The organism is Halomonas sp. CKK8 (genome assembly GCF_029625235.1).
GTDB classification, from domain to species: domain Bacteria; phylum Pseudomonadota; class Gammaproteobacteria; order Pseudomonadales; family Halomonadaceae; genus Halomonas; species Halomonas ventosae.
Window position 1 is genome coordinate 375,512 of sequence record NZ_CP121193.1, and the last position, 22,879, is coordinate 398,390.

22 protein-coding genes are annotated in these 22,879 nt (G+C 68.9%); 9 read left to right on the top strand and 13 right to left on the bottom strand.

Going from position 1 to position 22,879, the window contains the following annotated elements; genetic code table 11:
- Window positions 1-111: 111 nt before the first annotated feature.
- Entirely contained in the window at window positions 112-291 is a 180-nt protein-coding gene (locus tag P8934_RS01800) for a PLDc N-terminal domain-containing protein (RefSeq protein WP_133637084.1), read from the top strand.
- A gap of 93 nt (window positions 292-384) precedes the next feature.
- On the opposite strand, the gene P8934_RS01805 is transcribed toward P8934_RS01800, so the two are convergent.
- The 6 genes from P8934_RS01805 to P8934_RS01830 all read right to left on the bottom strand — a co-directional run bounded on the left by P8934_RS01805 (window position 385) and on the right by P8934_RS01830 (window position 6,259).
- Window positions 385-987 (bottom strand): DNA polymerase ligase N-terminal domain-containing protein, encoded by a 603-nt coding sequence (locus P8934_RS01805; protein WP_278032649.1) that lies wholly within the window; start codon window positions 985-987, stop codon window positions 385-387.
- A gap of 31 nt (window positions 988-1,018) precedes the next feature.
- Window positions 1,019-1,234 carry a DUF3565 domain-containing protein gene (locus tag P8934_RS01810; protein WP_278032650.1) on the bottom strand — a complete coding sequence of 72 codons (216 nt, stop codon included), beginning with the start codon at window positions 1,232-1,234 and terminating at the stop codon, window positions 1,019-1,021.
- 9 nt (window positions 1,235-1,243) lie between these two features.
- Complete coding sequence (locus tag P8934_RS01815; RefSeq protein ID WP_278032651.1) at window positions 1,244-1,366, bottom strand: hypothetical protein; 123 nt, start codon at window positions 1,364-1,366, stop codon at window positions 1,244-1,246.
- A gap of 101 nt (window positions 1,367-1,467) precedes the next feature.
- On the bottom strand, window positions 1,468-1,797 hold the full coding sequence (locus P8934_RS01820; protein ID WP_278032652.1) for a hypothetical protein: 330 nt from the start codon (window positions 1,795-1,797) through the stop codon (window positions 1,468-1,470).
- A 207-nt stretch (window positions 1,798-2,004) separates the two neighbouring features.
- Window positions 2,005-3,246 (bottom strand): ribonucleotide-diphosphate reductase subunit beta, encoded by a 1,242-nt coding sequence (locus tag P8934_RS01825; RefSeq protein WP_278032653.1) that lies wholly within the window; start codon window positions 3,244-3,246, stop codon window positions 2,005-2,007.
- Between the two features lie 115 nt (window positions 3,247-3,361).
- On the bottom strand, window positions 3,362-6,259 hold the full coding sequence (locus P8934_RS01830; protein WP_278032654.1) for a ribonucleoside-diphosphate reductase subunit alpha: 2,898 nt from the start codon (window positions 6,257-6,259) through the stop codon (window positions 3,362-3,364).
- Between the two features lie 361 nt (window positions 6,260-6,620).
- Here P8934_RS01830 and P8934_RS01835 point away from each other — a divergent pair, with 361 nt between their 5' ends.
- Window positions 6,621-7,334 (top strand): winged helix-turn-helix domain-containing protein, encoded by a 714-nt coding sequence (locus tag P8934_RS01835; RefSeq protein WP_278032655.1) that lies wholly within the window; start codon window positions 6,621-6,623, stop codon window positions 7,332-7,334.
- 3 nt (window positions 7,335-7,337) lie between these two features.
- Window positions 7,338-8,954 (top strand): ATP-binding protein, encoded by a 1,617-nt coding sequence (locus tag P8934_RS01840; RefSeq protein ID WP_278032656.1) that lies wholly within the window; start codon window positions 7,338-7,340, stop codon window positions 8,952-8,954.
- On the opposite strand, the gene P8934_RS01845 is transcribed toward P8934_RS01840, so the two are convergent.
- A complete protein-coding gene (locus tag P8934_RS01845; protein WP_278032657.1) occupies window positions 8,941-9,855 on the bottom strand; it encodes a LysR family transcriptional regulator in 915 nt (304 codons plus the stop codon). The two genes, P8934_RS01840 and P8934_RS01845, sit on opposite strands and share 14 nt — an antisense overlap.
- Window positions 9,856-9,958: 103 nt before the next feature.
- Between P8934_RS01845 and metE the strand changes: the two genes are divergently transcribed.
- The 3 genes from metE (at window position 9,959) to P8934_RS01860 (ending at window position 13,994) form a co-directional block, all read left to right on the top strand.
- The gene (gene metE / locus P8934_RS01850; protein WP_278032658.1) at window positions 9,959-12,265 is read left to right on the top strand and encodes a 5-methyltetrahydropteroyltriglutamate--homocysteine S-methyltransferase; all 2,307 of its coding nucleotides are present in this window, start codon (window positions 9,959-9,961) and stop codon (window positions 12,263-12,265) included.
- A 92-nt stretch (window positions 12,266-12,357) separates the two neighbouring features.
- Entirely contained in the window at window positions 12,358-13,122 is a 765-nt protein-coding gene (locus P8934_RS01855) for an MliC family protein (RefSeq protein WP_278032659.1), read from the top strand.
- Window positions 13,123-13,391: 269 nt separating this feature from the next.
- Window positions 13,392-13,994 (top strand): NAD(P)H-dependent oxidoreductase, encoded by a 603-nt coding sequence (locus tag P8934_RS01860; RefSeq protein WP_278032660.1) that lies wholly within the window; start codon window positions 13,392-13,394, stop codon window positions 13,992-13,994.
- Between the two features lie 75 nt (window positions 13,995-14,069).
- On the opposite strand, the gene P8934_RS01865 is transcribed toward P8934_RS01860, so the two are convergent.
- A complete protein-coding gene (locus P8934_RS01865) occupies window positions 14,070-15,137 on the bottom strand; it encodes a metal-dependent hydrolase (RefSeq protein WP_278032661.1) in 1,068 nt (355 codons plus the stop codon).
- A gap of 72 nt (window positions 15,138-15,209) precedes the next feature.
- A complete protein-coding gene (locus P8934_RS01870) occupies window positions 15,210-15,749 on the bottom strand; it encodes a DNA-3-methyladenine glycosylase I (protein ID WP_278032662.1) in 540 nt (179 codons plus the stop codon).
- Between the two features lie 77 nt (window positions 15,750-15,826).
- Here P8934_RS01870 and P8934_RS01875 point away from each other — a divergent pair, with 77 nt between their 5' ends.
- Both P8934_RS01875 and P8934_RS01880 read left to right on the top strand, forming a co-directional pair.
- Entirely contained in the window at window positions 15,827-16,276 is a 450-nt protein-coding gene (locus tag P8934_RS01875; RefSeq protein ID WP_278032663.1) for a DUF411 domain-containing protein, read from the top strand.
- Between the two features lie 17 nt (window positions 16,277-16,293).
- Window positions 16,294-16,734 (top strand): VOC family protein, encoded by a 441-nt coding sequence (locus P8934_RS01880; RefSeq protein WP_278032664.1) that lies wholly within the window; start codon window positions 16,294-16,296, stop codon window positions 16,732-16,734.
- A 162-nt stretch (window positions 16,735-16,896) separates the two neighbouring features.
- On the opposite strand, the gene P8934_RS01885 is transcribed toward P8934_RS01880, so the two are convergent.
- Window positions 16,897-17,301, bottom strand: a complete 405-nt coding sequence (locus P8934_RS01885; RefSeq protein WP_278032665.1) for a DoxX family protein — start codon at window positions 17,299-17,301, stop codon at window positions 16,897-16,899.
- A gap of 110 nt (window positions 17,302-17,411) precedes the next feature.
- On the opposite strand from P8934_RS01885, the gene P8934_RS01890 reads away from it, so the two are divergent.
- The gene (locus P8934_RS01890; protein WP_106231765.1) at window positions 17,412-17,864 is read left to right on the top strand and encodes an META domain-containing protein; all 453 of its coding nucleotides are present in this window, start codon (window positions 17,412-17,414) and stop codon (window positions 17,862-17,864) included.
- Between the two features lie 264 nt (window positions 17,865-18,128).
- Here the strand turns inward: P8934_RS01890 and P8934_RS01895 are convergent, their stop codons facing one another.
- The 3 genes from P8934_RS01895 to P8934_RS01905 all read right to left on the bottom strand — a co-directional run bounded on the left by P8934_RS01895 (window position 18,129) and on the right by P8934_RS01905 (window position 22,805).
- Window positions 18,129-20,975, bottom strand: a complete 2,847-nt coding sequence (locus tag P8934_RS01895; protein WP_278032666.1) for a valine--tRNA ligase — start codon at window positions 20,973-20,975, stop codon at window positions 18,129-18,131.
- Between the two features lie 117 nt (window positions 20,976-21,092).
- The gene (locus P8934_RS01900) at window positions 21,093-21,539 is read right to left on the bottom strand and encodes a DNA polymerase III subunit chi (RefSeq protein ID WP_278032667.1); all 447 of its coding nucleotides are present in this window, start codon (window positions 21,537-21,539) and stop codon (window positions 21,093-21,095) included.
- A 165-nt stretch (window positions 21,540-21,704) separates the two neighbouring features.
- The gene (locus P8934_RS01905) at window positions 21,705-22,805 is read right to left on the bottom strand and encodes a branched-chain amino acid aminotransferase (protein ID WP_278032668.1); all 1,101 of its coding nucleotides are present in this window, start codon (window positions 22,803-22,805) and stop codon (window positions 21,705-21,707) included.
- Window positions 22,806-22,879 lie beyond the last annotated feature (74 nt).

Consider the following 22,879-nt stretch of genomic DNA (forward strand, 5'->3'; position numbering starts at 1 on the left):
CCGTTACGCGTGCTGACAATTCGCTACCGGCCGCGATTGTGCGTTTCGCGACCGCTGTGCTACCTCTAAGGGCGGCACTTCGCCGAATGGAAATCGACAAGGAGACGTCGCATGGGTATCGAAGTAGGCGGCCTGCTGGGCCTTATCTGGCTGATCATCGTCATCTGGGCCATCGTCAAGGTGGCCAAGAGCCCGGCCGGCGGGCTGTCCAAGCTGATCTGGATCCTGGTCCTGCTGTTCTTCCCGCTGATCGGGCTGATCGTCTGGCTCCTGTTCGGGCCCAAGGGATAGCGATTCCCCGGCCTTCCACTCGCCGCATCGGCGGGCGCCTCGCGGCCCATCCGGGCCGCGGGTGTTGCGTGGCGTGAGCCGGACTCGCCGGGCTCAGGCCTGGTTCTTGCCCGCCTCGCGGTTGATCTCCTCCAGGGTGCGCCCCGACACCACGGATTCGGGTTCGGTCGAGGTGGGATTGCGCCTCGCATCGGCGGCCTCGTCCTCCATCTTCACCAGCAGCCAGCCCTCCCCCTGCTCCAGGTGCGTGCGGATCAGCGCATAGCCCCCGCGCAGCTTCTCCCCCTCCAGCCAGACGGTGGCATGGCCCTCCTTGAGCTGTTCGGCGATCGAGGGCCGGTCGTCGCCCTCCTTGAGGTTGCGGTAGTGGCCGCGATCCCAGATCAGCACGGTGCCGGCGCCGTATTCGCCCTCGGGAATCACACCCTCGAAGTCGGCATAGGCCAGGGGATGATCCTCGGTGGGGATCGCCAGGCGCTTGACCCGCGGGTCGGTGGAGGGGCCCTTGGGCACCGCCCAGGACTTCAGCACGCCATCGACCTCGAGGCGGACGTCGTAGTGCATTGTGGAGGCGGCGTGCTGCTGGATGACGAAGCGCGGCCGGTCGCCCTGTCGACCGTTTTCCATGGGCTCGGGGGTACGGCGTGAGTCGCGCTTCTCGCGGTAGCGTGTCAGGGTGTCGCGGGATGCGGCCATGGGGCATCTCCGGGCGGTGGCTACCCCCAGTCTAGTCGCTGACGGGGTTGTCCCGCGGCTCGCCACGATCACACTTGACACACTCCAGGGCGAGGCCGAGCCGCGAGCGCCGCCCGGCCTCGCTGGTCACCCAAGGGCGCTCGGTCCAGGGGGGCTGATGGCGCACGTGCTGGTTATGGCCGCAGGCGAGTTCCGCGACCCAGTGGCTCTCCTCGTCGAGGTGGTAGCCGATGATGGGCTGCTGCATGGGGGGAGGCTATCGCCGCGGCGGGGCCTTGTAGTGGCCGGGTACCCTCACGCGTTCGCCGTTGGGCAGGTCGCGGACATGGGCGGGCACGAAGACCCGCGTGATCACGCTTCTGGCCTTGCGCTCTTTCATGGGTGAGCCCTCCGTGTCATCCCGGGACGTCGTGCCTCCACGTTAGCGCTCGCGGCCACCGGGAATCAATGCTGCCCGGGGCCAGCAGCCCCGGGCGCGGCTCAAGGGCGCCCCGGCCCGGAAGCGGGGCGCGCGCCGCCCCGGGGCAGCCGGGTGAAGCGCACCGGCGGGCTGTACTTCTCGTTGGCGGGCGCGCGCTCGGGGGCCGGACGAACCCGCCAGCCCCGCGAGGTCGCCCACTCCTTGAGCTCCCGGTAGTCGAGCAGCGGGTAGTCCCGCGAGTAGGGGTTGGGGGATGGCGACGGGAAGGCGAAGGCCACATGGGGATAGCGGGCCAGGGCGTCTTCGCTGTCATGGGCGCTGAGCGCCCGGTCCAGCGCGGACTGCCACGCCCGGGACTCGCGACGTGCTACGGCTTGGGTTGCTTGCATCGGATTGCCCTCCGTTGTTGTGCCTGTTGCCGGGCCATGAAAAACGCCCCGCCCGGCAGGGCCGGACAGGGCGTCATCATCTGGGGTGGCGGCAGGCCGGCGGACGCGGGCGCGTCGCGTCTCACGGGTCGCGATGGGCATCTCCATCATGACGAGGCCTCCCTCCATCCTGCCGGGGCGGATGGCCCCGGCCTTGCGTCTACGGGATCAGTCCCAGCTCAGTGCGCCGCCCACCTGGTATTCGGTGACGCGAGTCTCGAAGAAGTTCTTCTCCTTGCGCAGGTCGATGATCTCGCTCATCCACGGGAAGGGGTTCTGCGCGCCGGGGAACTGCTCCTTCAGGCCGATCTGCGCCAGGCGGCGATTGCAGATGAAGTGCAGGTACTCCTCCATGATCGCCGCGTTCATGCCCAGCACGCCGCGGGGCATGGTGTCCCGGGCATAGGCGATCTCGAGCTCGGTGCCCTCGAGGATCATCTGGGTGACCTCGTCCTGGAACTCGGCCGTCCAGAGGTGCGGGTTCTCGATCTTGATCTGGTTGATCATGTCCACGCCGAAGTTCAGGTGCATGGACTCGTCACGCAGGATGTACTGGAACTGCTCGGCCACGCCGGTCATCTTGTTGCGCCGGCCCATGGAGAGGATCTGGCTGAAGCCGCAGTAGAAGAAGATGCCCTCGGTGACGCAGTAGAAGGCGATCAGGTTGCGCAGCAGCTCCTGGTCGGTCTCCGGGGTGCCGGTGTTGAAGTCCGGGCGCGCCAGCGACTGGGTATGCTTGAGGCTCCAGGCGGACTTGGCGGCCACCGAGGGGACCTCGCGGTACATGTTGAAGACCTCGCCCTCGTCCATGCCCAGCGATTCCACGCAGTACTGGTAGGCGTGGGTGTGGATCGCCTCCTCGAAGGCCTGGCGCAGCAGGTACTGGCGGCACTCGGGGTTGGTGATCAGGCGGTAGAGCGCCAGCACCAGGTTGTTGGCCACCAGCGAGTCCGCCGTGGAGAAGTAGCCCAGGCTGCGCTCGACGATGCGCCGCTCGTCCGCGGTGAGGCCCTCGGCACTCTTCCACAGCGCGATGTCGGCGTTCATGTTCACTTCCTGGGGCATCCAGTGGTTGGCGCTGCCGTCCAGGTACTTCTGCCAGGCCCACTCGTACTTGAAGGGCACCAGCTGGTTGAGGTCGGCGCGGGCATTGATCATCTGCTTGTCGTCGACCTCGATGCGCGCCGCGCCCATCTCCAGCTCCTCGAGGCCGGCGGCCACGTCGAGGGCCTCCAGCGAGGCACGGGCACGCGCCAGGCGGTCGCCCTCGGCGGCCCGGTAGCTGCCTCGGCTCTCGGCAACGGCCGCGTTGTCGACCTGGGGCTCGGCAGCGGGCTGCGGAGCGGGCGCCGGCTTGGGTTGCTCGGCGACGGTTGTCTCGTCCTCGTGGAACTCGTCCCAGTTCAGCATCGTCTCTCTCCCGGTGGCATTCCGGATGATGTGGCGGGCGCGGTCGGCGCCTCGGCCAGGGTTCATGGTTGGCAAGAGGGAGGGCAGGGCCTTCCCTCTTGCTTGCGCTTGGCGCTTACTGGCAGGCCTCGCAGCCCAGCTCGTCGATCTCGCCGGCACTCGGTGCCCGCTGGCCGCCCTTGCCCTGCAGGAAGTCGTCGATGCCGCGCGGCTCGCGGCTCGACCCGGCAGAGGGCTCTGGCGCCGGTGCCTGCCCTGGGGCGGCGTTGCTCACGGCATTGAGGGTGCCGCGGTCGACGGTGGACTTCTCCACCGAGGTGGCGCCCAGGGCGCGCAGGTAGTAGGTGGTCTTCAGGCCGCGGAACCAGGCCATGCGGTAGGTCACGTCGAGCTTCTTGCCGGAGACCCCCTTGATGTAGAGGTTCAGCGACTGGGCCTGGTCGATCCACTTCTGGCGCCGCGCGGCGGCCTCCACCAGCCACTTGGGCTCCACCTCGAAGGCGGTGGCGTACTTGGCCTTGAGGTCGTCCGGGATGCGGTCGATGGGCTGGGCCGAGCCGTCGTAGTACTTGAGGTCGTTGATCATCACCTCGTCCCACAGCCCGCGCGCCTTGAGGTCGTTGACCATGGGCGCGTTGACCACCGTGAACTCGCCGGAGAGGTTCGACTTCACGTAGAGGTTCTGGTAGGTCGGCTCGATGGACTGGGTCACGCCACAGATGTTGGAGATGGTGGCGGTCGGGGCGATGGCCATCACGTTGGAGTTGCGCATGCCCTGGCCGGCGATCTTGTCGCGCAGGCGGTCCCAGTCCTGGGTGGCGCTCTCGTCGACCTCGATGTACTTCTCGCCGCGCTCGGTCTTGAGCTTCTGGATGGAGTCGATGGGCAGGATGCCCTGGCTCCACAGCGAGCCCTCGAAGCTCTCGTAGCGGCCGCGCTCGGTGGCGAGATCAGAGGAGGCCTCGATGGCGTGATAGCTGACCAGCTCCATGGAGCGGTCGGCAAACTCGACGGCCGCGTCACTGGCGTAGGCGATGTCCTGGGCGTAGAGGGCGTCCTGGAAGCCCATGATGCCGAGCCCCACCGGGCGGTGCTTGGCGTTGGAGTTCTTCGCCTGGGGCACCGCGTAGTAGTTGATGTCGATGACGTTATCGAGCATGCGCACGGCGGTGCGCACGGTCTTTCTCAGCTTCTCGCCGTCGAGCCTGCCGTCCACCACGTGCTGGGCCAGGTTGACCGAGCCCAGGTTGCACACCGCGATCTCGTCGGCCGAGGTGTTGAGGGTGATCTCGGTGCAGAGGTTGGAGCTGTGCACCACGCCGGCGTGCTGCTGCGGGCTGCGCAGGTTGCACGGGTCCTTGAAGGTGATCCAGGGATGGCCGGTCTCGAACAGCATCGAGAGCATCCTGCGCCACAGGTCCTTGGCGCGGACGCGCTTGTAGAGCTTGAGCTCCCCCGTGCGGGTCATCGCCTCGTACTCCTCGTAGCGCTGCTCGAAGGCCGCGCCGTAGAGGTCGTGGAGGTCCGGGCAGGTGGAGGGGGAGAAGAGCGTCCACTCGCCGTCATCGAAGACCCGCTTCATGAACAGGTCGGGCACCCAGTTGGCGGTGTTCATGTCGTGGGTGCGGCGGCGGTCGTCGCCGGTGTTCTTGCGCAGTTCCAGGAACTCCTCGATATCGAGGTGCCAGGTCTCGAGGTAGGCGCAGACCGCCCCCTTGCGCTTGCCGCCCTGGTTGACCGCCACGGCGGTGTCGTTGACCACCTTGAGGAAGGGGACGACGCCCTGGGACTTGCCGTTGGTGCCCTTGATCCAGGAGCCGAGCGCGCGCACCGGCGTCCAGTCGTTGCCCAGGCCCCCGGCCCACTTGGAGAGCAGGGCGTTGTCGCGGATGGCGCTGTAGATGCCGTCCAGCTCGTCGGGCACGGTGGTCAGGTAACAGCTGGAGAGCTGGCTGCGCACGGTGCCGGCGTTGAACAGGGTCGGCGTGGAGGCCATGTAGTCGAAGCTCGAGAGCAGCTCGTAGAACTCGATGGCCCGCGCCTCGCGGTCGTCCTCGTTGAGGGACAGGCCCATGGCGACCCGCATGAACATCACCTGGGGCAGCTCGTAGCGCACCTCGTCGCGGTGAATGAAGTAGCGGTCGTAGAGGGTCTGCAGGCCCAGGTAGGTGAAGGCGTTGTCGCGATGGTGGTCCAGCGCCTCGCCCAGGCGGTCGAGGTCGAAATCGGCCAGTGCCGGGTCGAGCTGCTCGAACTCGATGCCCTTGGCGATATAGGCCTTGAAGGCCGGCGCGTAGAGCTCGGCCATCTCCCCGTAGGTGGCCTCGTCGGCGATGCCCAGGAAGGAGAGCGCCTCGCGGCGCAGGTTGTCCTGCAGCAGGCGGGCGGTGACGTAGGTGTAGTCGGGATCCTTCTCCACCAGGGTGCGGGCGGTCATCATCAGCGCCTGGGAGACGCCGTCCACGGTGACCCCGTCGTAGAGGTTCTTCAGCGAGTCGTCGACGATCTTCTGGGCCTCGACGTTGGCCAGCCCCTCGCAGGCGTCCGCCACCAGGGTCTCGATGCGGCCCAGGTCCAGCGGGCGGGTGGTGCCGTCGGTGAGGGTCACGTTGAGGCTGGGGTGCGGCTTGACGATGTCGCCGCCGGCCGCGGCCCGCGCCCGGGCGTGTGCCTCGCGGTAGAGCACGTAGGCGCGGGCGACCCGCTGCTCGCCGGCGCGCATCAGCGCCAGCTCGACCTGGTCCTGGATGTCCTCGATGTGCAGGGTGCCGCCGTCGGGCATGCGGCGCAGGAAGGCCTTCTCGATGCTCTCGGTGGACTGGCGGACGAAGTCGCGCACCCGCGAGGAGGTGGCGGCGTTGTCGCCCTCCACGGCGATGAAGGCCTTGCTCATGGCGACGGCGATCTTGTCGGCATCGAAGGCCACGACGTCGCCGTTGCGCTTGATGACGCGCAGGGCCTTGGGTGCGGTGACGGAAACGGACGGCTCGTCCGGTGTGACAATGGTATCCATGGCGCCGGGGGTCCCTGACTGGTGAGTCGGATGGTCGAAGGCCGCCGCGCGGGCGACGGTTGACAGGCATGGTGCCGGTTGCTAAGGCACATGATGTAGTGTTCCTGTCGGATCGAGACACAAGATAGTGTGCTTTCCTGGTCCCATCAAGTGGATAACCTGTGGATCGGCTGTGGCCATCCGGGGGGCAGAATGGCCCCCGTCGCCAGGCCCCGTCGTTGGGCCTCGGAGACACTCCCTGTCGCCATGTGGAGACGGGAAGGCGGAATGTCGGATTTCGGGTATCCTTTAGCCATTGGCGTTGGCTCCCGAGAGCGGGAGCCCCGTGACCGCTCACCTGCCCGCCAGGATGGAACAGAGGATGGACGACAGCTTGCAAGCCCAGGAACAGGATCATGTGCTGATCATCGAGGATGACGAGCGGCTGGCCGGCCTGACCCGCGACTACCTGGAGGCCAACGGCTTCCGGGTCACGGTGGAGGCCGACGGTGCCCGCGGCGTCGAGCGGATCCTCTCCCTGCAGCCGGACCTGGTGATCCTCGACCTGATGCTGCCGGGCGAGGATGGCCTGTCGATCTGCCGCCGGGTGCGCAGCGAGTATCCCGGCCCGATCATGATGCTCACCGCCCGCACCGACGACATGGACCAGGTGCTGGGCCTGGAGATGGGCGCCGACGACTACGTGCCCAAGCCGGTGCAGCCGCGGGTGCTGCTGGCGCGCATGCGCGCCCTGCTGCGGCGCGCCGAGCCGGCCGAGGCCGGCGAGGAGACCCGCCTGACCTTCGCCGACCTGGTGATCGACAACGCCACCCGCGAGGCCTGGCTGGACGGCGAGCGCATCGACCTCACCAGTGCCGAGTTCGACCTGCTGTGGCTGCTGGCCAGCAATGCCGGCCGGGTGTTGACCCGCGAGGAGATCTTCGACCGCCTGCGCGGCATCAAGTACGACGGCCAGGATCGCTCCATCGACGTGCGTGTCTCGCGCATTCGCCCCAAGATCGGCGACGATCCCAACCAGCCGCACCGCATCAAGACGGTGCGCAGCAAGGGCTACCTCTTCGTCAGGGATGGCTGAAGCATGCGTCGGACCCTGGCCGACAGCACCTTCCTGCGCGTCTATGTCCTGCTGGCGCTGGCGCTGCTGCTGACCTTCGGCCTGGCCCTGCTGGGGCTGGCCATGGTCGACCAGGTGCGCCGCGAACACTATCGCGAGCAGCTGGTCGAGCCGCCCATGCGGGTGCTGACCGCCTGGGTCGATTCCCTGCCCGAGACGGGGCGCGAGGCGTGGCTGGCGAGTCGCGCCGAACAGCTCGACATGACCCTTCGGCTGGTGTCGGTCGACGACCTCTCGCTGAACTACTTCTCCCGCTCGCGCCTCGAGCGCGGCCGCGTGCTGGTCATGCCCCGGGGCGAGCATGGCTGGCGCCTGCAGCGCCTGCTCCCCGGTGGCGAGCAGCTGCTGGAGGTCGACGTGGCGAGCCTCAGCGAGCAGCAGTTGCGCGGGCTCACCGAGCTGCTCGCCGAGTGGCTCGCCCAGGCCTCGGGCGAGGCGCGCCGGGCCCAGCTGGAGCGGGTCGCGGGGGACGGTATCCCCCTGCAGCTGAGCGAGTCCCCGCCCGAGGGGCTGGATACCCGCCAGCTGGCGCGCCTGGCCGAGGGGGAGGTGGTGATCCGGCTGCTGCCAGGGCGCTGGTCCATGGCGATGTACCGCCTGCTGCCCGGCAGCGACCCCCAGACCCGCTGGCTGGCCATCGGCCCGGTGAAGGCCTTCGAGCCGCTGCCGGTCTCGCTGCAGCTGCTGCTGCTGGTGCTGCTGCTCGGCGTGCTGGCGGCGATCATCTACCTGATCGTGCGCGGGGTGGAGGCCCGCATGGCGCGCCTGGAGCTGGCGGCGACCCGCATCGCCGGGGGACGGCTGGATACCCGGGTCAAGGTCGAGAGCGGCGACTTCCTGGGGCGCCTGGGGATGGCCTTCAACGGCATGGCCGCCCAGGTGCAGTCGCTGCTGCGCGCCCAGCAGGACATGATCCGCGCCGTCTCCCACGAGCTGCGTACCCCGGTGGCACGCATCCGGTTCGCGGTGCAGATGGTCGAGGACATGACCGATGATCCGGCGATCCGTCGGCAGCTGGAGGGCGTCGATGGCGACATCACCGAACTCGACGAGCTGATCGACGAGATCCTCACCTATGCCCGGCTGGGCAGCGAGACGGCCAATGGCGCCGAGCTCGAGACCTCGCTGGTCGACTGTCGCGCCATGGCCGAGCGGGTCATCGAGGCGTTGCGGCCGCTGCATCGCACTATCCGCATCGAGCTCGAGGCGGGGCCGGAAGTCGAGGTCCAGGCAGAGCCCCGCTACCTGCAGCGGGCGCTGCAGAACCTGGTGGCCAATGCCTGCCGTCACGCCCGTTCCCGGGTGGTGATCCGCCTGCAGAGCGAACCCCGGCTGGTGCGCCTGGACGTGGAGGACGATGGTCCCGGCATTCCCGCGGCGGCGCGCAGCGAGGTCTTCAAGCCCTTCGCGCGCCTGGACGACAGCCGCACTCGCCGCTCCGGCGGCTACGGGCTGGGGCTCTCCATCGTGCAGAAGGTCATGGCCTGGCACGGCGGCAGCGTGATGGTGGATGCCAGCGCCACACTGGGCGGGGCGCGCTTCACCCTGCTGCTGCCGCGGCGCAACGCTACGCCGGCCTGATCCCCTCCAGCACCGCGAAGGAGGTCTCCCGGGCGGTGCGCAGGAAGTCCTCCATCCAGGGCGCGCCGCGGGTCTCCTCGCGGATGGCCGCGAACAGCGTGCTCCACACCCCCTTCTCGCCCAGGGCCACGGCCTTGACGTAGTCGCGCTCCAGGTACTCGGTCAGCGCCCAGTTGGGCAGGGCGCAGACGCCGCGTCCGCTGGCCACCAGCTGCATCATCATGATCGTCAGCTCGGCGGTACGCACTTCCTTCGGCCGCACCCCGGCGGGGTCGAGGAACTGGGTGAAGACGTCGAGCCGGGAGTGTTCCACCGGATAGGTGATCAGGGTCTCCTCGGCCAGCTCCTCGGGCGTGACAAAGGGGCGTCCCGCCATGGGGTGCTGCCGGGCCACCGCCAGCAGGCCCTCGTAGCGGAACAGCGGCTCGTAGTGGATCCCGGGCAGCGGCTGGGGGTCGGCGGTGATCACCAGGTCGAGCTGTTCGCGGGCCAGTGCCGGCAGGGGGTCGAAGTGGTGGCCGCCGGGGATGTCGATCTCCACCTCCGGCCAGTGGTTGCGGAAGTGGTCGATGGTGGGCATCAGCCACTGGAAGCAGCTGTGGCACTCGATGGCCATGTGCAGCCTTCCCTGCTCGTTGCCGGCCAGCCGGGCCAGGTCGCGCTCGGCCATGCGCACCAGCGGCAGGACCTGCTCGGCCAGGGTCAGCAGGCGCGTGCCGGCCCGGGTGAACTCCACCGGCCGGGTCTTGCGCAGGAACAGCGGGCTGCCCAGGCGCTCCTCGAGGTCCTTGACCTGGTGGGAGAGGGCCGACTGGGTCAGGTGCACACGTTCGGCGGCTTCCACCAGGGAGCCGGCATCGCGGAGGGCGACCAGGGTGCGCAGGTGACGGAGTTCGAGCATTAGAGTGAGCCTGATTCATCTTAAAGATTAAGAAGTTTAGTTTGATTCACATCCGCTGGCCAGCGAGACTTCCCGGCATCACTCATGCAGAAGAGACATCATCATGACGCTGGCTCATGTCATCGGCTATCCGCGCATCGGCGCGGACCGTGAATTGAAGCGTGCCACCGAGGCCTACTGGCAGGGCGACATCGACCGCGAGGCCCTGGAGGCCACCGGACGTGCCCTACGCCTGGCGAACTGGGCGGCCCAGCTCGAGGCCGGACTCGACCTGGTGACGGTGGGGGACTTCGCCTTCTACGACCAGGTGCTCGATGTCTCGGTGCTGCTGGGGGCGGTGCCGCGGCGCTTCGGGGCCGAGGCGGAGGTGGCGCGCGGCGAGGTGTCGCTGGACACCGCCTTCCGCATGGCCCGGGGGCGGGCCCCCGGCGGCGAGCCGGCTGCGGCCTGCGAGATGACCAAGTACTTCGATACCAACTATCACTACCTGGTCCCGGAGCTGCATCCCGGCCAGCGCTTCCGGCTCTCCAGTACCCGGCTGTTCGACCAGGTGGAGGAGGCCCGGGCCGCCGGCCACCCGGTCAAGGTGGCCCTGACCGGTCCCCTGACCTGGCTGTGGCTGGGCAAGGGGCGCGGCGAGGCCGGCGACGATTTTGACCGGCTTTCGCTGCTCGACGGCGTCCTCGATGTCTATGCCGAGGTGCTGGAGCGGCTGGCCGGGCAGGGCGTCGAGTGGGTCCAGCTCGACGAGCCGGCGCTGGTGCAGGACCTGCCCCTGGCCTGGCGGCAGGCCTACGAGCGCGCCTACCATCGGCTGCAGGCCACCCCGGTCAGGCTGCTGCTGGCAAGCCCCTTCGGTGGCCTGGGCGACAACCTCTCCCTGGCGGTGGGCCTGCCGGTGGATGGCCTGCACATCGACGTGGTGCGTGCCCCGGCGCAGCTCGACGCGGTGCTGGATCGCCTGCTGCCCCACAAGGTGCTCTCGGTGGGGGCCATCGACGGGCGCAACGTCTGGCGAGCCGACCTGGCCCTGTGGCGCGAGCGCCTGGCCACGGCGCGCATGCGCCTGGGCGAGCGGCTGTGGATTGCCACGAGCTGCTCGCTGCTGCACGTGCCGGTGGACCTGGCCGCGGAGACCACGCTGGATGCCGAGCTCAGGAGCTGGCTGGCCTTCGCCCGGCAGAAGCTCGACGAGACAGCCACCCTGGCACGCCTGCTGGATGGCCGCGCCGGCGCCGCCGACCGGGATCGCGTGGAGGCCGCCAGCCGGGCCCTGCAGTCGCGCCGCGAGGCGCCTCGCCTGCATCGCCCCGAGGTGGCCGAGCGGCTGGCCGGGGTCACGGCGGCCGATACCCGGCGCGCGCGCCCCTTCGCCGATCGTGCCGTGGCCCAGCAGCGCCATCTCGCGCTGCCGCTGTTCCCCACCACGACGATCGGCTCCTTCCCCCAGACGGCTCAGATCCGCGCCGACCGGCGCGCCTTCAAGGCCGGCGAGCTCTCTCGCGAGGCCTATGAGGCCCGGATGCGTGAGGAGATCGCCCGGGTGGTGGCCCGCCAGGAGGCGCTGGGCATCGACATGCCGGTGCACGGCGAGCCCGAGCGCAACGACATGGTCGAATACTTCGGCGAGCAGCTCGACGGCTACGCCTTCACGCGCTTCGGCTGGGTGCAGAGCTACGGGACGCGCTGCGTCAAGCCACCGATCCTCTTCGGTGACGTGGTCCGCCCGGCGGCGATGACGGTGCGCTGGAGCGAATATGCCCAGTCGCTCACCGAGCGGCCGATGAAGGGGATGCTCACGGGGCCGGTGACCCTGCTGCAGTGGTCCTTCGTGCGCGACGACCAGCCCCGCGAGACCACCTGCCGGCAGCTCGCCCTGGCGCTGCGCGACGAGGTCCTCGACCTCGAGGCGGCGGGCATCCGCGCCATCCAGATCGACGAGCCGGCGCTGCGCGAGGGGCTGCCGCTGCGCCGCGCCGAGTGGCAGGGCTACCTCGACTGGGCGGTGGCCTGCTTCCGGCTGGCCGCCTCGGGGGTGCGCGACGAGACCCAGATCCACACCCACATGTGCTATGCGGAGTTCAACGACATCATCGAGTCGATTGCCGCCCTGGACGCCGATGTGATCACCATCGAGACCTCGCGCTCGGCGATGGAGCTGCTCGACGCCTTCCAGGACTTTGCCTACCCCAACGCCATCGGGCCGGGGGTCTACGACATCCACTCGCCCAACATCCCCGAGGTGGCCTGGATGGTGGCGCTGATGGAGAAGGCCGCCGAGCGCATCCCGGTCGAGCGGCTCTGGGTGAACCCGGACTGCGGCCTCAAGACCCGCGGCTGGGAAGAGGTGGAGCCGGCCCTGGCCAACATGGTCGAGGCGGCACGGGAACTGAGGCGTCGCCATGGCTGACGCGCAGCGTTGAGCCCGAAGCCGGCGCGCGAGGGCGGAGTGGCTGGTATGCTGCGGCCTCAGGGAACATCGCCGACACGCAAGGAGCCGCCATGTCTCGTCACACCGTTTCCGCCGCCCGTCCCCTCGTCCTGCTGGGGGCGGTCCTGTGGCTTGCCGGCTGCGCCGCCACCCCCGACGGCGCGGCGACACGCCCCGAGGTCAGCGATCGCGGGGCGTCCCGCGAGGATGCGGGTCCCGCGGCATCGCCCATCGCGCCGCTGATGCCCTCGCTCTTCTTCCCCGGCGATGCCGGGACGCTGACCGCCTGGCGCTGCATGCCGGCCCAGGACCTGGTCACCGCGGCGACCGAGGAGGAGCTGAGGCTCTGGTCCGCCCACGGGGCCTACCGGCTGCCGCCGGCGGTGGTGGCCAGCGGCGCCCGCTACCAGCAGGGCGAGCTCAGCTTCTGGAACAAGGGCGACGAGGCGTTGGTGGAGAGCGCCACGGGGCGGCTCGACTGCACCCGCGACCTGACCCAGGAGGTGCTCACCCGTCGCCAGCGGCCGGGGACGATGTTCCACGCCCGCGGCAACGAGCCAGGCTGGGTGGTCAACCTGGCCAGCGACCGGCCCGAGGCGACCCTGGTGCTGGACTACGGGCAGCGCGAGATGACCCTGCCCTACCGGGTGACCACCCTGGACAACGGCGAGGGGCGCATGATCCTGGCCAGTGGCCGGGCCGACACGCCCTTCGAGCTGCGCCTCGAGGCGCGGGCCTGCTTCGACAGCATGAGCGGTCAGCCCTTCCCGGCACGGGTCACCCTGAGCATCGACGGCGAGCAGTATCGGGGCTGTGGTCAGGGCATCGCGCCCTGAGCGGAGCTGGCGAAAACTGTCTGCGCTCGGCCATACGTCGTTAAAAATCGGCTTAAGGACCTCATTTAGCAGCAAGTAAACTCGATCCTGGCGCCGATTGTTGCCTAGTCTGGCCATCGCTCGACGACCTTTCGCCGAGCCCCGGCTGCTGGAACGGGGTGAGTTTTCGGTTTAATCGAATGAAAGCGGCGGATCTTTGCGCTTTCCGTTGCAATTCGTGCACGTAAAATGGCGATCAATGTCCCGATACCGCATCCAAGGAGATCGCCATGACCACCCGTGCCCTCGTCCTCACCGCCTCCATCCTCGGCGAGAAGGGCCAGTCCATCGCCCTGGCCGAGCATTTCCGGACCCGCGCCGCCGAGCGCGGGGGGCTGGCGGTGACCCACCGCGACCTGGTCGCCGAGGCGCTGCCGCACCTCGAGGCTAGTGAGCTCGGCGCCTGGCAGGTGCCGGCCGAGGAGCGTTCGGCCGAGCAGCGGGCGCTGGCCGAGCGCTCCGACGCCCTGATCCACGAGCTTCTCGACCACGACGTCCTGGTGCTGGCGGTGCCCCTCTACAACCTGGGCATCCCCTCCCAGCTCAAGGCCTGGTTCGATCGGGTGCTGCGGGCCGGCGAGACCTTCCGCTACACCGAGAACGGCCCCAAGGGACTGGTCGAGGGCAAGCGGGCGGTGATCCTGGCGGCCCGTGGCGGCCAGTATGCCGGCACCGAGCTGGACAGCCAGACCCCGCACCTCAAGGGCATGCTGGGGCTGATCGGCATCACCGAGGTGGATGTGGTGTTCGCCGAGGGGCTCAACATGGGCAAGCGTGACTCGGCCATCGAGGAGGCGCGTCAGGCCATCGACGCCCTGGTGGCACGCCTCTGACCGTCACTGTCGACACTTGCCGAAAATGCGCGGGGGTGGCCGGATGGCCACCCCCGCCCGCGTCGGTGCCGGTCGTCAGCACGAACCGGGCGTGCCGACCAGCCACTGGCGGGACACGAAGTCGCTGGTGCAGAGCCCGGGTTCCGGGCTGAGGATGCGGGAACCCAGCCGGGAGAGGGCGTCACGGTTGCCGCGGGAGGGGGAGGGGAGCTGCTCGGAAACCCCGACCGGCTGCCAGCCGCCGTCGTCGCGGGTGGCCAGGGTGAAGGCGAAGGGGTGGAAGCCCGGAAAGCCGAGCCGCAGGTCGGTGGCCACCAGGGTCTCGCGGCCGTCGAGGTGGCGGGTCTCGTAGCGCAGGAAGGGGCCGGCGAACCAGTCGAGGCGACGGCCGCGTGCGCTGTCGAGCGCCGTCGCCTCCAGGTCGTCGCCCCGGGCATAGGTCTCCAGCGACGGTCGGCGGTCGCCATCGAGCACCCCCACCAGGGCCTCGTGGTGGTGCGCGTCGTCGGCCACCGTGACCCGCCACAGCAGGGTATTGAAGGGGGTGGGCTGGACGAGCCGTGGCGCCTGTTCCAGGCCCTGCTCGGCCAGCACCGGGGCGATGCGCGCCTCGACCAGCTGCTTGGCCCCGACCGCGAACACCAGGTAGGCACAGGAGAGGGCCAGTCCCCAGCGCGGGGCCCGCTGCGCCCTGCCGGTGGCCAGTGCCACCCCCACGCCCACCAGCAGCGGCAGGCTATAGAGCGGGTCGATGATGAAAACGATGGGCCAGGCCGCGGGGCGCACCTCCAGCGGCCACCAGAGCTGGGTGCCGTAGGTGGTCAGGGCGTCGAGCAGCGGGTGGGTCAGCAGGATGAGTCCGAAGAAGAGCCCCCAGCGGCGCAGGGAGATGTCTCGGGCCGGGGCGAATCGCGTCGCGAGCAGTGCCAGGGCGGTGGCCAGTCCCGCCAGCACGAACAGCGAGTGGGAGAAGCCGCGGTGCTCGGTGACATTGGCCACGGCATCACCGTAGTCGATGACCACGTCCAGGTCGGGCAGGGTGCCGAGGGCCGCGCCCACCAGGACCGCCTTGCGGCCCAGCCGCCGGCCGAGCACGGCGCCGCCGATTGCCGCGCCCAGCGCGGCCTGGGTAATCGAGTCCATCAGGAGGTCCTTGGTCAGCGGTAAGCCTTTCCTGTGACGCCCCGGCATGCCGGGGGTTCCCCCGGGCTTGGCTCAGTCGGGCCGTGCCCAGGGCGGTGAGGCGGCGAGGATGCGCGCCTGCACCGGGCAGTCGTCGCGGTGGGCGCCCGGCAGGTAGCCGGTGCTCATCAGCAACTCGCCCACGATCTCCGGCCCGGTGAAGCGGAAGGTGCGCCGGAAGAGGCGCACCCAGGCGGCATGATCCAGCGGATGGTGGTGGTCGAGCCAGGCGCGCAGGCTGCCGTGCTCGGCCTGCAGCACCTGCACCACCGCGGCGTTGTGAATCACGGCATCGACCTTGAGGCGGTTACGGATGATGCCCGCATCCGCCAGCAGCCGCGCCCGTTCGGCCTCGCCATAGTTGGCGATGCGGTCGATATCGAAGCCCTCGAAGGCCTCCCGGAAGGCCTCGCGCTTCTTCAGCACGGTGAGCCAGGAGAGTCCCGCCTGGTTGATCTCCAGTACCAGACGTTCGAAGAGGGTGCCGTCGTCGTCCACCGGGAAGCCGTATTCGTGGTCGTGATAGGGGCCGTGGAACGGATGCCCGGGGGCCAGGTCGCAGTAGTGGCTCATGCTGTCGCTCCGGGTGGCAGTGGGGCCGGGAAATGACCGACAATCGTGCCGATACCTTATACCGGGGAGTGCCCGTCATGACATCACCGCTACGCCTGACCCTCGCCGGCGCCCTGCTGGCCGTCACCACCATACCCGCCTGGGCCGAACCCGTGGTGGAGATGCACAAGGACCCGAACTGCGGCTGTTGCACCGCCTGGGCCGAGCACCTGGAGGCCGAGGGCTTCGAGGTCACACAGCACGAAACCCGCGACATGCGGGCGGTGAAGATCGAGCATGGCGTCTCGCCCGAGCTCGCCTCCTGCCACACCGCCGTGGTGGACGGCTACGTGATCGAGGGCCATGTCCCGGCGGCCGACATCCGCCGCCTGCTGGACGAGCGGCCCGACCTGGCGGGCCTGGCGGTGCCGGGCATGCCCCATGGCTCCCCGGGCATGGAGACCGGCCGCCAGGACGACTACGCGGTGCTGGGCTGGCGCCATGACGATCGCACGCCGGCGATCTTCTCCGAATACACCCACGACTGACGCGACAGGAGTTTCCCATGCAGTACCTGCACACCATGGTCCGGGTCAGCGACCTCGACGCCTCGCTGCACTTCTACTGTGACCTGCTCGGCCTGACCGAGGTGCGTCGCAAGGAGAGCGAGAAGGGCCGCTTCACCCTGGTCTTCCTGGCCGCCCCGGAGGACGAGGCCCGCTCCGCCGAGCTCAAGGCGCCGGAGCTGGAGCTGACCTGGAACTGGGATCCCGAGGAGTACTCCGGCGGGCGCAACTTCGGCCACCTGGCCTACCGGGTGGACGACATCTATGCCCTCTGCGAGCACCTGCAGGCGAATGGCGTGACCATCAACCGTCCGCCCCGGGACGGCCACATGGCCTTCGTCAGGAGCCCCGACGGCATCTCAGTGGAGCTGCTGCAGGCGGGCGAGGCGCTGCCGCCCAAGGAGCCCTGGGTCTCCATGGAGAATACCGGGACCTGGTGATATCCAGGCGAAAGCTGGCTGCGCTCGCCCATACGGCGTTGAAAACCGGCTCGTGCGCGAGTCCGATCAAAATGCTCATTTAGCAGCTTGTAAACTGCGCTTTTTCGCCGATTTCCGCCTTGTCTGGCCGTCGCTCGCTGCGCTTTCTCGCTGGATATTGTATCAGTCGGGGCGCCAGGCCATCCGTCCGCTGCCCAGGAAGACCAGCGCCAGGGCGCCGAACAGGAAGAAGCCCTGCAGCTCCAGGGCCCAGCCGCCGTTGTCCTTGAAGGCGGTGACCTCCCCCATGTGCACCAGGAAGATGGCCACCACCATGTTGGCGGCCATCAGCAGTCCCGCCACGCGGCTTCGCCAGCCGACCAGCGCCATCAGCGGCGCCACCACCTCGCCGACCAGCACGCCGTAGGCGAGCACGGTGGGTAGCCCCTGGCCGGCCAGGGTGTTGCCGATCCAGGTCAGGTTGCCCGGGTTGAGCAGCTTGGTCAGCCCGTGGGGCAGCAGCAGGCCGGCCACGGTGAGTCGCAGGATCAGCTTGCCGAGGGCATCGTTGTGGAGCGCGTGAAGCATGCGGGGCCTCATGGGGAGCAATGAACGGTGGAGCGGGGGAATTGTCTCGATGCCCCGGCTGGGGCAAGCTTGGTGCCTGGGCAATCGCCTCGTGCCTCAAGGAAGATACCATGATGATCAAACCGTTACGCAATACACTGATGCTCGCGGCCGGCGCCCTGCTGCTGGCCGCCTGCGGGGGTGGGCCGGCGCCCCAGGTCGCCGACGAGCCCACGGCGCGGCTCGAGGGGCCGGTGGTCGACCAGCGCTGGAACCTGCTGCTGGTGGGCACCGACGAGCGCCTCGAGATGCCGGAGCGCCCCCACTTCGTGATCGACCGCGATGGCAGGGTGAGCGGCAGCGACGGCTGCAATCGGCTGACCGGCCGGGCCGCGCTGGGCGACAACAACCGCATCGCGTTTTCGGACCTGGCCACCACCCGACGCGCCTGCCCCCGGGCCGAGGACGCCGCCCGGGTGACCGGCATGCTGGAGAACGCCTACCGCTACCTGATCGACCACGACCGGCTGGTGTTCTTCGGCCCCGACCAGCGAGTGCTGGGCGGCTGGCGACGCGTCGACTGACACCGCCACCAGTGACCAGGCAAAGAAAAGGGCCATCGCAAACTGGCGTGATGCCGTCCTGTAGGAGCGATCTTCAGATCGCGAAAGAAGGCCGGAGGCCTTCCCGGCTATAAGCACTCAGCCCCGGGGGCGCCTGTCGGCGCCATTCGCGCAATGAATTGCGCTCCCACAGGGGGTACTTCACCTCTTTCACACCAAAACGCGATGAACCAAAGAAAAGGGCCCGCCATTGGCGGGCCCTTGTGGCTGGGGGAGTGACTCCGATCAGAGCGCGGCGATCTTGTCGTGCTGTTCCACCAGCAGGCGACGAGCCGCTTGGAAGTCCGCGAGCTTGCCGCGTTCCTTCTCGACCACCGCCTCCGGCGCCTTGGCGACGAAGCTCTCGTTGGAGAGCTTCTTCTCGATGCCGCCGATCAGCTTGTCCTGCTTGTCGATCTCCTTGGCCAGGCGGGCGAGCTCGGCCTCCTTGTCGATCAGGTCGGCCATGGGCACCAGTACCTCCATCTCGCCCACCAGCTGGGTGGCCGACAGCGGCGCCTGCGCAGGATCGTCGAGCCACTCGACGCGCTCCAGCTTGGCCAGCTTGGCGAGGAAGGGCCGGTTGGCCGCCAGGCGCTCACGGTCGGCGGCGCTGCCCTTGGTAAGCAGTACCTCCAGCGGCTTGCCCGGGGCGATGTTCATCTCGGCGCGGATGTTGCGCACCGCGACGATCACCCCCTTGAGCCATTCGATATCGCGGGTCGCCGACTCGTCGACCTGGCTGTCACCGGCCTGCGGCCAGGGCTGCACCATCAGGGAGTCCCCCTCGGCCTGGCAGGTGCCGGCCAGCGGGGCGACGCGCTGCCAGATCTCCTCGGAGATGAAGGGCATCATCGGGTGGGCCAGGCGCAGGATCGCCTCCAGCACGCGCACCAGGGTGCGGCGGGTGCCGCGCTTGGCCTCCGCGGAGGCGGCCTCGTCCCACAGCACCGGCTTGGAGAGCTCCAGGTACCAGTCGCAGTACTCGTTCCAGACGAAGTCGTAGAGCGCCTGGGAGGCATGGTCGAAGCGGAACTCCTCCAGGGCCCTGGTCACCTGGGCCTCGGTCTGCTGCAGGCGCGAGACGATCCAGCGGTCGGCCAGCGACAGCTCGACCGGCTCACCGCCCAGCCCGGTGTCCTCGCCCTCGGCGTTCATCAGCACGTAGCGCGAGGCGTTCCACAGCTTGTTGCAGAAGTTGCGGTAGCCCTCCAGGCGACCCATGTCGAACTTGATGTCGCGCCCGGTGGTGGCCTGGGAGAGGAAGGTGAAGCGCAGGGCGTCGGTGCCGTGGGGCTCGATGCCCTCGGGGAACTCGGCGCGGGTGGCCTTCTCGATTGCTCGGGCCTTCTGCGGCTGCATCATGTTGCCGGTGCGTTTCTGGACGAGGCTCTCCAGGTCGATGCCGTCGATCAGGTCGATGGGGTCGAGCACGTTGCCCTTGGACTTGGACATCTTCTGGCCCTGGCCGTCGCGCACCAGGCCATGCACATAGACCTGCTGGAAGGGCACCTCGCCCATGAACTTGCCGGTCAGCATGATCATCCGCGCGACCCAGAAGAAGATGATGTCGAAGCCGGTGACCAGCACGCTGGAGGGGTGGAAGGTCGCCAGCTCCGGGGTCTCTTCCGGCCAGCCCAGGGTGCCGAAGGTCCAGAGCCCGGAGCTGAACCAGGTGTCGAGAACGTCCTCGTCCTGGGTCAGCTCGACCTCGGCGGAAAGACCATGCTTCTCTCGGGCCTCCTGCTCGCTTCTCGCCACGTAGACGTTGCCGTCGGCGTCGTACCAGGCGGGGATGCGGTGGCCCCACCACAGCTGGCGGGAGATGCACCAGTCCTGGAGGTCGCGCATCCAGGCGAAGTACATGTTCTCGTAGTTCTTCGGCACGAACTGGATGTCGCCTTTCTCCACGGCCTCGATGGCGGGCCTGGCCAGCTCTTCGACGGCCACGAACCACTGGTCGGTGAGCAGCGGCTCGATGACGTCGCCGGAGCGGTCGCCGTAGGGCAGGGTGTTGCTGACGGTCTCCACCTGCTCGAGCAGGCCGGCGGCCTCCATGTCGGCGACGATGCGCGCCCGCGCCGCGAAGCGGTCCAGGCCGGCATAGGCCTCGGGCAGGGTCGGGTCGACATCGGGCAGCGGCCGGCCCTGGATGTCGAAGGCCTCGGCGCGGGCAAGGATGGCGGCGTCCTGGGTGAAGACGTTGATCAGCGGCAGGCCCTGGCGGCGGCCCACCTCGTAGTCGTTGAAGTCGTGGGCCGGGGTGATCTTCACGCAGCCCGAGCCCTTCTCCATGTCGGCGTGCTCGTCGGCGACGATGGGGATCCGACGGCCGACAAGCGGGAGCTCGACGAACTTGCCCACCAGCGACGCGTAGCGCGGGTCGTCGGGGTTGACCGCCACGCCGGTGTCGCCGAGCAGGGTCTCGGGGCGGGTGGTGGCGACCACCAGGTGGTCGCGGCCGTCGTCGGTGGTGACGCCGTCGGCCAGCGGGTAGCGGAAGTGCCAGAAGCTGCCCTGCTGGTCGCGGTTCTCGACCTCGAGGTCCGAGATGGCGGTGTGCAGGGTGGGGTCCCAGTTGACCAGCCGCTTGCCGCGGTAGATCAGCTCCTCCTCATGGAGGCGCACAAAGACCTCCTGCACCGCCCGGTAGAAGCCGTCGTCCATGGTGAAGCGCTCGCGCGACCAGTCGACGCTGGCGCCCATGCGGCGCAGCTGGCGGGTGATATGACCGCCGGACTCCTGCTTCCACTCCCATACCCTGTCGATGAAGGCCTCGCGGCCCAGGTCGAAGCGGGTCTTGCCCTCCTCGGCGGCGACCTTGCGCTCGACCAGCATCTGGGTGGCGATGCCGGCGTGATCGGTGCCCACCTGCCAGAGGGTGTTGCGCCCCTGCATCCGCCGCCAGCGGATCAGGGTGTCCATGATGGTGTCCTGGAAGGCGTGGCCCATGTGAAGGCTGCCGGTCACGTTGGGCGGCGGGATCATGATCGCGTAGGGCGTGCCCTCGCCCGAGGGGGCGAAGCGGTTGTCGGCTTCCCAGCGCTCGTACCAGCGGGATTCGATCTGCTCGGGTTGGTAGGTCTTGTCCATGGGCATTCCGGGTCGAGGAGGTGGCACCGACCCATGGCAGCGCGCCTCGCGGGGGCTGCCAGGGTGCCGGGGATGCTGAAAAATGGGCCCGATTATAGCGTGATGCCGGGGGAGGCGTCAGCCCGCCTGGCCCTTGAGCTGGTGGGGGGTGACCGGGTAGCCGCGCTTCTTGTAGGTCTGCCAGCACTCGCGCTTGGCGGTGAGCACGTCCTGGTGCTGGTTGATGATCTCGGCGACCCGCTCGAAGCGCGAGAACCACTCGGGGATCCCGGGATGCAGGTTGAGCAGCGCCTGGGGCGGCTCGCCGTCCATCGGCAGGTCCTGCCAGCCGATGGTTACCGGCACGTCCTCGGCCGCCTCGTCCCCCGACAGGGCGTGCGGCACGTAGGCATCGGCCCGGAAGGTCCAGAGCCGGTCGTCCAGCTCCCGGGCCATGGCTTCGTTCTCGGCATGCAGGTGCAGCCGGTAGCCCTTGCGATAGATCGTCTCGGCCAGCCGGCAGGCGAAGAGCAGGCGGGCCTCGAGCGTGGTATCGGGGAGGATATAGAAGTCGACTTGGGTCATGGGTTATCGCAGAGCAACTCGTCGCGGGGCTGATCCGGCGACAGGGCGCGAAGGGGCGCTGTGAACCCTACCCTGGGCGCTACCGATGCCTTCCCTGGCATAGGCCCCCCTCTTTGCCCTGTCCCTGGCGCCCCTTGAGCGAAAGAAGGCGTAAGCTCGGTTGGCTTAGGCCAGGCGCGTCAGCCAGCCGCGGGTGTCCTCGCGGCGGCCGTACTGCAGGTCGAGCAGGCGGGTGCGCAGGCGCTTGGCCACCTCGTTGTCGCCCTGGGCGGAGAGGCGGATACGGTCGCTCTCGGTGACCAGTTCGCCCACCGGGGTGATCACCGCGGCGGTACCGCAGGCGAAGATCTCGGTGATCTCGCCGGAGGCGGCGCCCTCGCGCCACTCCTCGATGCTGATCGGGCGCTCCTCCGGGGTCAGGCCCTCGTCCTTGGCCAGGGTCAGCACCGAGTCGCGGGTCACGCCCTCGAGGATGGTGTCGGTGAGGCGCGGGGTGACGATGCGGCCGTCGCGGAACACGAAGAAGAGGTTCATGCCCCCGAGTTCCTCGATCCACATGTTCTCGGCGGCGTCGAGGAAGGCGACCTGGCTGCACTCATGGGCCGCGGCCTCCTTCTGGGCGGCCAGCGAGGCGGCGTAGTTGCCGCCGCACTTGGCGTAGCCGGTGCCGCCGGGGGCGGCGCGCTTGTAGTGCGAGGAGAGCCAGATGGAGACCGGCTTCACGCCGCCCTGGAAGTAGGCGGCCGCCGGCGAGGCGATGACGTAGTAGTCGACCTCATGGGACGGGCGCACCCCGAGGAAGGTCTCGCTGGCGATCATGAAGGGACGCAGGTAGAGGCTCGACTCGTCGGCCTCGCTGGCCGGGGTCGGCACCCAGGCCTGGTCCTGGGCGAGCAGTGCCTTGAGCGAGTCGACGAAGTCCTCGTCGGAGAGCTCCGGCAGGGCCAGGCGGCGGGCGCTGCGGCGGAAGCGCTCGGCGTTCTTCTCCGGGCGGAAGGTCCAGACCGAGCCGTCGGCGTGGCGGTAGGCCTTGATGCCCTCGAAGATCTCCTGGCCGTAGTGCAGCACCGCGGCGGCGGGGTCCAGTGTCAGCGGGCCGTAGGGGCGCACCTCATGGCCGTGCCAGCCGGCATCGAGGGTCCAGCGGACATGGGCCATATGGTCGGTGAAGTAGCGACCGAAGCCCGGGTTGTCGAGGATGTCGTTGCGGATCGTTTCCGCGGTGGGACGGGTGGAGGGGCTCACGGAAAAGCGTTCAAGGGACACGGCAAGAGGTCTCCGCTACTGGCGGGGCGCATCCGGGCGCCCGCGGCACGAAACAGGATACCGGGCCGGCGAGG

What these genes read in the sequence shown, in the direction of transcription:
- P8934_RS01895 (WP_278032666.1), bottom strand. Translation starts at nt 20,975, where the DNA reads ATGGACAAGACCTACCAACCCGAGCAGATCGAATCCCGCTGGTACGAG.
- P8934_RS01820 (WP_278032652.1), bottom strand. Translation starts at nt 1,797, where the DNA reads ATGCAAGCAACCCAAGCCGTAGCACGTCGCGAGTCCCGGGCGTGGCAG.
- P8934_RS01900 (WP_278032667.1), bottom strand. Translation starts at nt 21,539, where the DNA reads ATGACCCAAGTCGACTTCTATATCCTCCCCGATACCACGCTCGAGGCC.
- metE (WP_278032658.1), top strand. Translation starts at nt 9,959, where the DNA reads ATGACGCTGGCTCATGTCATCGGCTATCCGCGCATCGGCGCGGACCGT.
- P8934_RS01875 (WP_278032663.1), top strand. Translation starts at nt 15,827, where the DNA reads ATGACATCACCGCTACGCCTGACCCTCGCCGGCGCCCTGCTGGCCGTC.
- P8934_RS01835 (WP_278032655.1), top strand. Translation starts at nt 6,621, where the DNA reads ATGGACGACAGCTTGCAAGCCCAGGAACAGGATCATGTGCTGATCATC.
- P8934_RS01810 (WP_278032650.1), bottom strand. Translation starts at nt 1,234, where the DNA reads ATGCAGCAGCCCATCATCGGCTACCACCTCGACGAGGAGAGCCACTGG.
- P8934_RS01840 (WP_278032656.1), top strand. Translation starts at nt 7,338, where the DNA reads ATGCGTCGGACCCTGGCCGACAGCACCTTCCTGCGCGTCTATGTCCTG.
- P8934_RS01860 (WP_278032660.1), top strand. Translation starts at nt 13,392, where the DNA reads ATGACCACCCGTGCCCTCGTCCTCACCGCCTCCATCCTCGGCGAGAAG.
- P8934_RS01890 (WP_106231765.1), top strand. Translation starts at nt 17,412, where the DNA reads ATGATGATCAAACCGTTACGCAATACACTGATGCTCGCGGCCGGCGCC.
- P8934_RS01885 (WP_278032665.1), bottom strand. Translation starts at nt 17,301, where the DNA reads ATGCTTCACGCGCTCCACAACGATGCCCTCGGCAAGCTGATCCTGCGA.
- P8934_RS01830 (WP_278032654.1), bottom strand. Translation starts at nt 6,259, where the DNA reads ATGGATACCATTGTCACACCGGACGAGCCGTCCGTTTCCGTCACCGCA.
- P8934_RS01845 (WP_278032657.1), bottom strand. Translation starts at nt 9,855, where the DNA reads ATGCTCGAACTCCGTCACCTGCGCACCCTGGTCGCCCTCCGCGATGCC.
- P8934_RS01865 (WP_278032661.1), bottom strand. Translation starts at nt 15,137, where the DNA reads ATGGACTCGATTACCCAGGCCGCGCTGGGCGCGGCAATCGGCGGCGCC.
- P8934_RS01855 (WP_278032659.1), top strand. Translation starts at nt 12,358, where the DNA reads ATGTCTCGTCACACCGTTTCCGCCGCCCGTCCCCTCGTCCTGCTGGGG.
- P8934_RS01800 (WP_133637084.1), top strand. Translation starts at nt 112, where the DNA reads ATGGGTATCGAAGTAGGCGGCCTGCTGGGCCTTATCTGGCTGATCATC.
- P8934_RS01805 (WP_278032649.1), bottom strand. Translation starts at nt 987, where the DNA reads ATGGCCGCATCCCGCGACACCCTGACACGCTACCGCGAGAAGCGCGAC.
- P8934_RS01880 (WP_278032664.1), top strand. Translation starts at nt 16,294, where the DNA reads ATGCAGTACCTGCACACCATGGTCCGGGTCAGCGACCTCGACGCCTCG.
- P8934_RS01815 (WP_278032651.1), bottom strand. Translation starts at nt 1,366, where the DNA reads ATGAAAGAGCGCAAGGCCAGAAGCGTGATCACGCGGGTCTTCGTGCCC.
- P8934_RS01825 (WP_278032653.1), bottom strand. Translation starts at nt 3,246, where the DNA reads ATGCTGAACTGGGACGAGTTCCACGAGGACGAGACAACCGTCGCCGAG.
- P8934_RS01870 (WP_278032662.1), bottom strand. Translation starts at nt 15,749, where the DNA reads ATGAGCCACTACTGCGACCTGGCCCCCGGGCATCCGTTCCACGGCCCC.